11 protein-coding genes are annotated in these 12,190 nt (G+C 41.2%); 8 read left to right on the top strand and 3 right to left on the bottom strand.

The features are described 5' to 3' along the window. The first annotated feature begins 3 nt into the window (after positions 1–3). The 6 genes from galE (at position 4) to ACN20O_RS03345 (ending at position 6,718) form a co-directional block, all read left to right on the top strand. A complete protein-coding gene (gene galE, locus ACN20O_RS03370; RefSeq protein WP_491637220.1) occupies positions 4–975 on the top strand; it encodes a UDP-glucose 4-epimerase GalE in 972 nt (323 codons plus the stop codon). A gap of 80 nt (positions 976–1,055) precedes the next feature. Beyond that, on the top strand, positions 1,056–1,637 hold the full coding sequence (locus ACN20O_RS03365) for a nucleotide-binding protein (protein ID WP_491637218.1): 582 nt from the start codon (positions 1,056–1,058) through the stop codon (positions 1,635–1,637). A gap of 5 nt (positions 1,638–1,642) precedes the next feature. After that, entirely contained in the window at positions 1,643–2,866 is a 1,224-nt protein-coding gene (locus tag ACN20O_RS03360; protein WP_491637216.1) for a GumC domain-containing protein, read from the top strand. A gap of 18 nt (positions 2,867–2,884) precedes the next feature. Next, positions 2,885–4,348, top strand: coding sequence for an O-antigen ligase family protein (locus ACN20O_RS03355; RefSeq protein ID WP_491637214.1), 1,464 nt, complete (start codon positions 2,885–2,887; stop codon positions 4,346–4,348). Beyond that, positions 4,348–5,496, top strand: coding sequence for a glycosyltransferase family 2 protein (locus tag ACN20O_RS03350; RefSeq protein WP_491637212.1), 1,149 nt, complete (start codon positions 4,348–4,350; stop codon positions 5,494–5,496). Before ACN20O_RS03355 ends, ACN20O_RS03350 begins: the two co-directional genes overlap by 1 nt. A gap of 16 nt (positions 5,497–5,512) precedes the next feature. Next, positions 5,513–6,718, top strand: coding sequence for a glycosyltransferase (locus ACN20O_RS03345; RefSeq protein WP_491637210.1), 1,206 nt, complete (start codon positions 5,513–5,515; stop codon positions 6,716–6,718). Here the strand turns inward: ACN20O_RS03345 and ACN20O_RS03340 are convergent. From ACN20O_RS03340 to ACN20O_RS03330, 3 genes are read right to left on the bottom strand one after another with little or no spacing between them, the layout of a single operon-like run. Beyond that, positions 6,708–7,832, bottom strand: coding sequence for a glycosyltransferase family 4 protein (locus ACN20O_RS03340; protein ID WP_491637208.1), 1,125 nt, complete (start codon positions 7,830–7,832; stop codon positions 6,708–6,710). The two genes, ACN20O_RS03345 and ACN20O_RS03340, sit on opposite strands and share 11 nt — an antisense overlap. Further along, positions 7,816–9,249, bottom strand: a complete 1,434-nt coding sequence (locus ACN20O_RS03335; RefSeq protein WP_491637206.1) for an oligosaccharide flippase family protein — start codon at positions 9,247–9,249, stop codon at positions 7,816–7,818. The genes ACN20O_RS03340 and ACN20O_RS03335 overlap by 17 nt, the downstream gene beginning before the upstream one ends. Continuing rightward, the gene (locus ACN20O_RS03330) at positions 9,246–10,349 is read right to left on the bottom strand and encodes a glycosyltransferase family 4 protein (protein WP_491637204.1); all 1,104 of its coding nucleotides are present in this window, start codon (positions 10,347–10,349) and stop codon (positions 9,246–9,248) included. The genes ACN20O_RS03335 and ACN20O_RS03330 overlap by 4 nt, the downstream gene beginning before the upstream one ends. A gap of 103 nt (positions 10,350–10,452) precedes the next feature. Between ACN20O_RS03330 and ACN20O_RS03325 the strand changes: the two genes are divergently transcribed. After that, a complete protein-coding gene (locus ACN20O_RS03325) occupies positions 10,453–11,463 on the top strand; it encodes a polysaccharide biosynthesis/export family protein (RefSeq protein WP_491637203.1) in 1,011 nt (336 codons plus the stop codon). A 1-nt stretch (position 11,464) separates the two neighbouring features. Continuing rightward, positions 11,465–12,142, top strand: a complete 678-nt coding sequence (locus tag ACN20O_RS03320; RefSeq protein WP_491637202.1) for a 4'-phosphopantetheinyl transferase family protein — start codon at positions 11,465–11,467, stop codon at positions 12,140–12,142. Positions 12,143–12,190: the final 48 nt, after the last annotated feature.

Raw genomic sequence — 12,190 nt, 5'->3', positions numbered from 1 at the left:
ATTATGAGCGTTTTAGTGACAGGTGGAGCTGGTTACATTGGTTCCCATGTAGTGAGTCTTTTAGGTGAGGCGGGAAAAGATATTATCATTCTCGACAACCTTACAACTGGAAGACCAGAGAATATTCTCTACGGAAAATTAATTATCGGAGACCTTCGCAATCAAGCTTTGCTTGACCAGGTTTTTACAGATCATAACATTGAAGCTGTTCTTCACTTCGCAGGAAGCATTGTGGTTCCTGAGAGTGTAACGAATCCTACGCTTTACTACCAAAACAACACAGAAAACTCAGCGGCGCTTATTAAGACTTGCCTAAAGCACGGAGTGAAGAAATTTATTTTCTCTTCGACTGCTGCTGTGTACGGAATGCCGGAAAGTGGTGTGGCCTCTGAAGAAACACCGACGAATCCAATCAATCCCTACGGACGCTCAAAGCTGATGACAGAGTGGATGCTGGAAGACGTTTCTAATGCCCACGATTTCTCTTACGTGGCCCTTCGCTACTTCAACGTTGCAGGTGCTAGCAAAACAGGGAAAATCGGGCAGTCGACACCTCGAGCGACTCACTTGCTAAAAACAGCGGCGGAAGTTGTAACGAAAAAGAGAACGGGAATGTCCATTTTTGGGACAGATTATAAGACCAAAGATGGGACATGTGTCCGCGACTATATTCACGTTGACGACCTGGCCCAGGCCCATTTAGACGCTCTGTCTTACCTGGATAAAGGAGGTAAGTCACAAGTATTAAATTGTGGATATGGTCACGGCTTTACCGTTAAAGAGGTTATTGGAGCTGTTGAATCTTATATCGGGCAAAAACTGAATGTTGAAATGGGCCCGAGACGTGCAGGGGATGCCGTGGAATTAATCTCAAAGGCAGAAAAAATTAAGACTGTCTTAGGGTGGCAACCTAAATACAACGACCTTGACTACATCGTGAAGTCGGCGATTGAGTGGGAAAAGAAGCTTAAGTAACTATTACAAGGTCCCTATTAAGGACCGTTGGGCTTTGGTATTGTGAACTAAATAATAGGTGTATTTTTTTAAGGTGACTCATGATGAATGAAACGCATGCAACGACTGTTTGGGACGTAGGACCGATCAGTTCAATGATTCAACGTATTCACTATAAGCACACAACGAAAGGGTTGCGTTCAATCAGCGTTTTGAGTGAGAAGCGTTCAGAAGGAAAGACGACTGTGTCGATGCTTTTAGCTCGTGGTCTTTCTGAAGTTTATAAATTTAAGATCCTTCTGATTGATTTAAATCCAGATGGAGACCCGCTTTTAAACCAATACTTAAAAGCTTACGAAAAAGAAAAAACACAAGACGGTATGGTTCAAGGCCACCCGTTTGACTTCCAAATTTTCAGACTTAAGAACATCGATATGAACTGGCTTAAAAATGCTTACGATGGTCTTTATACAAACCAGTTGGTTAACTCATTCTCAACTGAGTATGACCTCGTGATTGTTGATACGATGACGAGTGGAACAAATGACCACTCTGTGCGCGTAAGCACTCATTCAAACATTATTGTGAGTACTGAGAAGTCGTTCGGAAGAAGCGTAAATAAACTACAAAAAGAACTAGAGCAAAACCGCAAGGATGTTCTAGGTGTCCTTTTCAACAAGTAGAATATATGAAAGAAAAAATTTACATCAGAGATTTTTTTAGCCTTCTGGTTTTCTATAAAAAACCACTGGCGATTATCATGCTTGCCAGCGTTCTGTGTCTGGTGCAGTTAAGTTTCATTCTACCAAAAACATACCGCTCGGAATTCGAGCTTAATATTTATTCAAAATATTTTAAGAATGCCCTGATCAGTGAAGTTATCCCAGGAATGAACTCAATTGCCGAAATGACTCAGACAACTGATTCAATGGTAAAAGAAACATTAAATGACGAATTCATCGACCAGATCGGTAATGAATTTAAAATCTATGCCCCAAACATGACTCCACAGCAACTTTCAAAAGCTCGCGAGCAGTTAAGAGACAGATTTGAGCTGTTTTCAACTGGTGGACAGTCTTACCACGTTTCATTCTCTTACGGTGATCCGACTGTTACTTATGAAGTGACAAAAAAAGTTATGGACGCAGTAAAAGCGACATTTATCAATTCAAGAATTGAGACGATCGAAAACGCAAAGAAAACAATCCAGCAAAAGCTTGAGTCAGTAAATGTGACAAAACAAATTACTGAAGACTCAATCTCTGCAAACGCTCTGGCCTCAAAGAACCCGGATGTTTTAAGATCAGAAATTGCAAAAATCAACTCAGACCTAAGCGCTTTAAAAATGCAGTTTAACGTGCACCACCCGCGCATCGTAAAATTAGAGCAAAGAAAAGCTACGATTCAAAACTGGTTAGAAGAAATTGAAGCCAAAGCGGAAAAAACAGAAAAAGCAATTAATGAAGATGGAGCGAAAGAGTATTCAGATGCTCCTCTTCTAATGGCCGGAGATAAAGAAATTTCTCAAAATATCGCTTCAAAACTTTATACAAAGTTTAACGACATCAACGTAGCTCTTGATATCGAAAGAAAAAGCTTACCGGGATACATTGGAGTTATCATCGCTCCTCAAATCCCGTCTTCACCACTGTTTCCTAAGAAAAGACTTTTTGCCAGCCTTGGTTTCATGATCGGTCTGGTTCTTTGTTTCGGGTACGTTTTTTACAATGAAATTATGCAACTTTCTCCATCTGAGAGAGCGCGTGTAATGGCACGCGATTTAAAAGGCGAATACTTTGGATTTCTGCCTCACATTGAAGAAGCAGGTCTAATGACCAATCAAGCGATCATTTGGGAAGAAAGAAAACTTCTTGAAAGCAATATCTCTAACAGAATCGCCATGGACAATTAATAGCGAGAGGCGCTGGTTATGATAGCTGGAGATGACTTTTTATTCACGCTTCATCAGTTTATCATAACCTCACTATGTGTGTTCTTTATGTATTTTGCCTGGAGAGATCAGGCCGCAGGCACTTTCGACCGTCTTGAACACGTCAATCTTAAATTTATCGGGCCTTTACTCATTGGGATTTTCCTGGGAGTTTATGGTTTGTTGTTAAACGAATGGGGAAGCCTGGGGATTGTCCTGGGATTTGCTTTTGCCTTCCTGATTACGTTTTCTATTTTTGATCCAAAATACGCGGTATCATTTTTTATATTTCTTCTGATCTCAAGACCGTGGGAGATTTTTAAGAACGATCAAATGATGGCGGGGATGCCAAGGGATATCTTCATCCTGTGTTTTTTAAGTTTCATTGGTCACAAGATCATCAGAAAAAGATATTATTTCCAATGGAACCTGGCGAGTGCTTTCGTTCTCTTTTTTGCCATCTGGACATTCTTTTCGATCATTCCATCTTTCCAGCTGGTGGGAGCTTTAATTAACTATAACGAAATCTTTATTAAAGGGATTATCGTTTATTTCTTGATCGTTAACGTTGTTGATAAAAAAGAATACATTCTCCCTGTTCAGTCGGCCTTGGTTTTAGGGATTACTGAAAAAGCAGCAATGTCTTTTTACAATTCATTTTTCCTGGGGAAAGTGGCCGATGGTGAGCGTTTAACCAGCGTTGGTATCTTGGAAAACTCAAACGACATTGCGGCAATCATGATTCTCGTGATCCCATTTACACTGGCCTTCTTAAAAGGGATTACGGTTTCTTTTTTCAGATACCTTCTGGGTCTGATTATTTTCTCTTTTTATGCCTACCTAATCTGGCAGTCAAAATCCCGCGGAGCCGTTTTGGGAGTAGGGACACTGATTGTTGGGTGGTTTTGGCTTAAAGCTCAGAACAAAAAAATGGCAACAATCATCGTCGCAATTGGAATGCTTCTAAGTGTTGGTGCGATGTCGATGATTAAAAGAAATGCCGAAGACGTTGAAGGCTCAACTAACAATAGAAAGATCTATTGGACTGCGGCCCTTAATATGGGAATCAGACACCCGCTTTTAGGTGTTGGTTATGACGGATATCCTCTTAACCTCTTAACTTATACTGACGGTCACGTTGGGACAGAAGGAAAACATAAAACAGCGCACTCGACCTGGCTTTTGGCCTTGGCAGAAACTGGAATTGTCGGATTCTGTTTTTATGTGGGGATTTGGATTTTTTCACTAAGGTCAGCGTGGGTTATGAGAAAGGAGCACCCCGAGTTTATTCTCGCCATGCTCTCTTATGGAACTGCAATAACATTTTTATCTCACACGTATATGTTGTATCCTTATATCCTGTTAGGGTTAACGGTGGCCTCTGGCCAGTTTTATCTCAAGGATGAAGTGAAAGTGCCGACCAAAGGGCTTGAGGCCGCGGTGCTTGCTAAAGGGTTACATTGATGAACTATCTGATTGTCTTTTTACTTTTCATTATTTTCTATTCTTATGCCGGTTACCCTCTAACTATTCTTTTCCTCTCTCTCTTTTCAAATAGCAAAGTTAAAAAAGATGACAACTTTCTTCCGGAAGTTTCGCTATTGATTGCCGCTTACAACGAGGAAGAGGGAATCGCTGACAAGATTAAAAACTCATTGGAGTTGGATTACCCAAAAGACAAACTGGAAATTGTCGTTGTCTCTGACGGATCAACTGACCGCACGGATGAAATCGTGAAGAGTTTCGAAAAAGACGGCATCAGGCTTTTTAGAGTGGAAGGCCGAGTGGGAAAGACAGAAGCAAGAAACCAGGCCGTGCTGGCGATGAGAAAAGAGATTATCGTGTTTTCAGACGCGACAGCAGTTTATAAAAAAGATGCGATTAGAAAAATGGTCCGAAATTTTGCGGATCCATCTGTGGGAATGGTGAGCGGAAACCTGACATATTTTGAAAAAGGCCAAAGCTCAATGGGGCTGGCAACTAAGATTTACTGGAACTATGAGCTGGCGATTAAAAGGGCCCAAAGCCGCATGCACACATTGACAGGGGCGATTGGGTGTATCAATGCTTTTAGAAGAAAGCTTTACCACGTTCTTCCACCAAATATCATTGAAGACTTTACTGAACCTCTGATGATCGTGGCCCAAGGTCACCGCATTGCCTATGAAGAAGAGGCGGTTTCATACGAGAGAACAACCCAAAAACCTTCGCAGGAGTTTAACATGCGCGTGCGTGTTATCCGCGGCGGGATGAAAGGTTTTTTATACGCTTTTAGAAGACTGAATTTTAAAGACCACACTTTTGTTTTACTACAACTCTTTGGACACAAAGTTCTTAGATGGCTAGTTCCCGTATTTTTGATTACGCTTTTTATCGTCAACCTGGCGGCCTTTATTTGGGGGCATAATACGCTGGTTGATATATTAATGGTGGCGCAGTTTTTATGTTACTCGATGGCCTTGTTGGGAATGTTGTGGAGACCTCCGGGAATCCTGGGGAAGATTGCTTCTATTCCAACTTATTTTGTGATCGTCAACGCGGCCAGCTTGAAAGCGCTTTATTTAACATTAACAACAGACTTAGAAGCGACTTGGGAAACCAACGTCTATTAAATTTTTGGATAATAAAATGAAAAGGTGTTTGTGGGTTGTACCCAAAGGAATCTTTCCTGTCCGCGATGGTGCACGCGTAGCGAATCAGGCCTTATTGAAATCTGTCAGGCCACATTTTAATGAACTTGATATTATGCTTTTTAATGAAGAGGACTCGGATGAGCTTCATTTAAGCGATTACAACAAAGAATTCAATCCAACGAATGTTTATTTTTTCAAAAAAGCTTCAGCTCCTGGGAAGCTAGAAAAACTTCTTTTTTTAGGAACAAGCTTTTTAAAATCTCCTGGACTGCCAGTGACAACAGGATACTTCCTGACATCAAAACTTAAAAGAGAAGTGAATCAGGTTTTAACCCACAGGGCCTATGACCTGGTTGTGTTTGATGGCCTTCACCCTTACACAACTTTTAAAGACATCCCTGCTTTTAAAAACACTCAAGTCGTCTACCGCGCTCATAACGTGGAAGGGGATCTTTGGTCGACAGCTGCTTCTAAAACAAATAATGCAATCATCAGCAAGCTCTTATTATGGCAAGGACAAAAGATGAGTGCTCTGGAATCAAGTCTGATTAAAAGAGCTAAAAAAGTCTGGTGTATTGCTCCTGAAGATTTAAAACGTTTTGAAGATTTAAATCCGAAAGAAAAAGAAAAACTATCACTCATCCCGGTAGGATTAGATTTTAAAAAAATTGAAGAGAAAAATGACATCAATGAAGCTTCTCCTTTAAAACTTCTTTTTTTAGGAAAAATGGACTGGGCCCCAAATAAAGATGGGCTTAAGTGGTTTTTGGAAGAAGTCTGGCCGAAAGTTGATCAGAAAAAACTTGAACTGCACATCGTGGGCAGTGGCGACTCTGGCTGGGGAACTGAATTGTTTAAACAGCCTGGGGTAAAGTTCTTTGGTTTCGTTAAAGACCTAGATGCTGTTTACCGCGACTGCGACTACAGTATTATCCCTATCCGTTATGGATCTGGGACGAGAATTAAAGTTATTGAAAGCATCTCAAAGGGCATGCCAATTGTTGCAACAGACATGGGAGTGCAGGGAAGTGGGCTTAACGATTATTTTAAAGCAGAGACTAAAGAAGAGTGGATTTCAACTCTTAATAAACTTGACCGCCAAATGGGTAAGGCCATGGCCGCTGCTGCTTTTAAAGAATTGGAGTCGGTGTATTCACCGAAGGCCATTGGGGCAAAGGCCTTCGACTCTGTTATGAATTGATTTCTTTTTGATAAAGCTCACGGGTTTTTTGTGCCCATGAATCAGCGCTGAAGCGCTCCTCAATTTCCTGGGCTTCACCTTCTGCCTGTTTTTTCCAGCGAGAGACATTCTGTAATGTTTCTCTTAGAACCTTCACCCAGCTCTCAGGTGAAAAATCATCTGCAAAAAAACCGTTATGATTATGAGTGACCATACTGGCAATGGCACCTACGTTATTGGCAATGACTGGCAGGCCAGAGGCCAGGGCCTCTATGAGTGTCATTGGCAGGCCTTCTCGCAGACTTGGCATAATGAGAACATCTGGTGAAGTGAAGTAGCTTGAAGGATCGCTTACGAAGCCGTGAAAAGTCATCTGTTCAAGAAGTCCGTTGTCTCGGGCAAAAGCTTCAGCTTTGGCCCTGTCAACACCATCTCCCAGTACAGTAAGGTGAAAGCGTTTTCTCTCAGGACTCATCGACCATGCTGTTAAAAAAGGAAGCAGTCCTTTTTCGGGGCTAATGCGACCGACGTAGATAAGTTTAATGATTTCACTTTCTGCTGCAAGATTTTTTCTTTCACCTCTGATCTTTGCGGCATTTTTTAATGAAAGCATATTCTCAATGACTACGATACGGTTAAAGGGGCGTAGTGATTTTTCCAATTCATCTTTCATCTTATAAGAAACAGCAACCACCGCACGACAAGATTTCATTGTCATCATGGCGATCTTTTCATAGATGCGTACTTTTAATGTATGGGCCGTGTTCCCGTGGTGAGTGTGAATGTGCGGATGTTTTCCTTTGCTCATGTAACAAGCGATAAGCGCTTTAAAACCATGGCTATGAAGAACTAAAGGGAGAGTCTGGTCTTGCAGTGATTCTCTAAGTCTTTTTGGCAGCTCAATATCTAAAGCTTTCGTCGAATCGATAATGAGGTAATCAATGTGAGAAGGAATCATTTTTTCAAAGTCGTGGGCCAGGTGAGGGATTCTCGTTTCTCTTATAATGACCATCAAAGGATTAAGGCCAATAGCGGATAAGGCCGTAAGTCCTGTAAGGACAACTTTTTCAGCACCGGCAAGGACACCGGGAGCAAGAACGAGAACAGGTCTATACGCCTTAGGCTTTGAGTTCATGTTTTCCTTTTAAGTGTCTTAAGTAGTTCACCACTCCTAAATAAAGAGCGGCGTAAATCGGACTTAATACTAAAAACCACATTTTCTCAGATGAAAAAACATTTTTTAAAGCATAACAAGCAATCATTAAAATAGCATTCATGCCAACGTAAAGAGCAAGAGACTTCCAGGCGATCAGATTTCTAATGGGGTAGCCGGTAATTTGGGATGAGTAAATAAGCCCTGGAATTTTTGGCAAGTAGAAGAAGACCATACTGGAGATAAGCGCCCCCATTGCCCCCCAGATCCCGGCACAGAAATAAACCACAACAATTGAAAGTGGCGTCAGGATTAAATACATTTTTAAAACCCAACTCGTTTGTCCGGTCGCTCTTGGAATTGCATCGTGAGGAATGATGTAGGCAAGATATGTTAAAGCGAAAACTTTTAAGTAAACTGCCGACTGCATATACTGATCAGTGAAAAGAATCTCAATGATCGGGCGGTTAAAGATAATCAGGCCAAAAACGGCAGGGATCATGAGATAAGCAATATCGCTTTGAGCTTTCCTGTAATGCTGAATCATACTCAGTTTATCACCAGCGTGAAAAGCTCCAGAAACAGCAGGAATCAGAACTTTCTGCACCGACATTTCCAGAATATAAAGTGGTGGTACAGCTAAACATCCCATCGAGTAGAAAGCAAAGCTTTCGGGAGTCAATTGAGAAGAAAGTAGAATCATATCTACTTTTTCCAGGAAGAAACCAAGAACACCGGCAATGGAAATGGGGGCACAGTAACGCCAAACATCTTTTAATTTTTCTTTATCAACTTCGAAAGTCAGGACTTTTTCTTTTTTTCCAAGATAGGCCGCAAGGGCAAGTTTAATCAAGAAGAGGACCGTAAATCCCCAGAAAGCAGCATTGATGTGTCTTGTGACATAAACTAAAGCGATGATAACAATCCCTTTAATAATTTCAAAACCGCTGTTGAATAAGCTTCCATTGATGCGTCTTCCTCTGGCAATCAGGTACTCACCATAAAAAGAGGCCGGAGCAGCGGTGATGGCCGAAAGAAGCAGAAGGATCGTTTGTGTTTCAGTAATCGAAATAACATGAGAGAGAGGGACTGAAAAAAGCAGTCCGATAACCGCACAAACTACGCTGAGAACAAAACTCAAGATCCAGGCGTGTTCAACATAACGAACCGAGTTTTCTTTTTTTCCAATCCAAAAGTAAACGCTGTAAAGCGGTCCACCGGTTAGAGAGAGAAAAGTGATCGACTGAGCATAAAGAAAAAAGATCTTGTAGATTCCGATATCAAGTGGATCAAGAATACGAACCAGGACAACGGGTAAAAACAAATTGGTGATTGCCGACACCATTGAGATGAGAAAAACCGGCCAATGCCCGGTCTTGAGTTTGTGAAGACCAATCATGCTTCATATTCCTTGAAATAATTATTCACCATCGTTTTGACTGAATAGTGATCTTCAACCAGGCCTCGTGCCTTTTGCGCATTTTTTTGTGTTTGATAGATACGGGCAAACATTTCGTCGAACTTGTTTAAGAAGTCGTCTTGATCGTGAAGTTTAAAAAGCTCCACGTAGTCGCCGTATTTTAAAAGAGTCATGTGACCAGGAATTTTGCTGACCAGGCAGGGGGTTTCAACCGCCATCGCTTCAAGAACTGCTACCGGGATTCCTTCGTGAGTCGAAGCACTGACATACATATCAGAGCCCATATTGTAATCGGCCACCAATTCCTGTGAGCCGACCATCTTGATATTTTGATCTTCCATTTTTTTTAATTCATCGAAATAGGCCTGTTCACTTGGAGGACCGGCAACGATGAGTTGATAAAAAGGTCTCTTCTTTAAAGCTTCAATAAGAAACTTTTGATCTTTTAAGGGAACCACTCGCGATAGTGAAAGAATAATAGGGCGAGTGACATCCAGTCCATGACGGGCGGCCAGCCATGCCTTTTTTTCAGCGCGCATCTCTTGAGTGATCTCACCTTCGTATGTAGAGATACCATTTTGGATAACGGCTACTTTTTTTGCAGCAAGGCCTATGTCGCGCGTATAAAAGAGTCCGATCTTTTCGCTGACGGCAATCATCTTGTCAGCTAAGCGAGAGAAGATTTGTTGGTAAAGTTTGCCGCGTGGGTAATTATCAATGTGATCCAGACCGTGTGTGGTGTGGATCAGTTTGCCCCATTTTTTGAAAGTGAGTTTCTTCCAAAGGCGCAAAGGTCCAAGATACATCAAGGGATTGAGATCGTGAGAGTGAATGACGTCGTAACCTTGAAAGTCATGTTCCATGCGCTTTATGAGCGAAAAATCATAACCGGGTTTTTTAAGTTCAGGTGTGATGACATTGAGACCACTTTTCCTGAAGAAATCAACCCATGTGCGTTCGTGATCGTAGATGTAAATGTCTACAGTGTGACCGCGCTTTTGTTGCTCAAGGGCAAGGTGATAGACAATTTTTTCCAGCCCCCCGATTCCTAGGAACTGGGCCACGTGAACAATTCTCATCTTAAAAGTCATCCAGGCAATATGCCTTTAAAGAAATTAGTGTTATTCTCAAAAATCAATATATACTTTATATATTAAATATACTTCGAATTAGGGGACGGACGTGAAATATTTATTTTTTCTTTTGAGTGCTGTTGTTTTCTTATCAGGATGCTCAAGTAATTCGATTTCTGATTACCCTCGCTACACTCAGCACGTGGCAAAGGTGATGGAAAACCAAGAGGCCAACAACCCTGCGAGCGCATTAAACTCTGAAGTCCCAGATATGTCAAAAATCCCCCAGTATATGGCCCCAGGACATTTATTCACAATGTCTCACTCGAGTGACAGCAAGCTAAGCGGAAAGTTTAGAGCTGATTTCAACGGAATTCTACAACTGCCATACAATGTAAATGTTGATGTAACGAACAAAACTTTTGCCGAAGTCAAAGAGACAGTTCTTAATGCTTATAGAAAATTTTTCCAAAAAGGTGTTGAGAGCGTAAATTTCACTCTTACTTCAAAAGATTATTGGGTAGAAGTAAGAGGTCTGGTAAAAAAACCAGGTCGCTATTTAGTACGACCTACAGACACTCTGGATCTTGTTGTTGATGGAGCTGGTGGAGTGCAGGGAGATATCAGCGTAGATTACTTCACAGCTTCTTTAAAACAATCGACTTTTGAGTATCAAGTTTTATTAAACCGTTACTTCGAATCATCTGATAGTGTAGATAAAATCAGATGGCTTGGTGGCGACAGTGTTTTCGTTGCAAAACTAGACAGTCTTGCGGGAGCTAGCCGTGAAATTCCATTCGTCACAATGCTTGGTGGTGTCCAAAAGCCAGGTAAAGTTCTTCACCAAAAAGATGCAGGTCTTTACTACTACATCGAAAAATCAGGTGGTCTAGTTCAGGGCCTTGGTTACAACGAGTGTTACGTTTTCAGAAACACAAAAGACGGTGTAAAGAGAATCAATTTCTCTTTTGATAAGCCAGAAACAATACCTGTGATTTTCCCGAATGATACGATTTATATGAACTCTAAAATCGAAACAGAAGGTGATACTTGGTTAAACCGTTTTGGACAGATTGCCGGTATTATTTCAACTGCGGCCTTATTAATTATCGCCCTATAGAATGAAAAATCCTTGGTCTCATCTTTTTCTCAGATCCTCTTTTTTTGCTCTTAAAAAAGAAGAGGATCTGGATGCTTCTTTAAAAATCGAACATTCAAAACTTCAATACGACAGCGCTGTTGATGGATTTCATCCGAAGAGAAAAGACGAATTTCTTCTCGGAAGACTTTGTGCTGCAAAAGCATTCTACGAGTGTACTAAACAACCTCTTTACGATTTAAAAAATAATCCAGACCGCTCACCTGCATGGCCTCGAGGAGTTGTGGGGACTATTTCTCACAATGAATTTTGGGTTGGAGCTGCTGTTGCCAAAGACACCGACCTCTTAGGAGTGGGAATGGATTTTGAAGTCATGGGAAGAACAAAACTGGAACTCGCCAAACAAATCAGGAGTGGAGGAGATCTTCTTTCACATCCTCAATTCTCCGATGAAGAATTGCTCACGCTTATTTTTTCCGCAAAAGAATCTCTTTATAAAGCTCTCTATCCTCAAGTAAAAAAATTTTTTGGTTTCGAAGATGCTTCTGTTACAGAAATTGATTCGGATAACGGAAGATTTGTTATCAATTTAATCAGAGATCTTAACCTCAATTTTGGCCCAAAATCCCGCTTTTCATTCGATGGCCGCTTTACATTGGACAATAAAACCTGTTTAACTGTATTGGAATTGTCTCGCTAGAAAACCTGATTCTGGTTGGATTTTTCCGGACTAGTTCAAAAGATTTTT

Source organism: Bacteriovorax sp. As-1, assembly GCF_058446905.1.
This window is presented reverse-complemented; position numbering and strand designations above follow the sequence as displayed.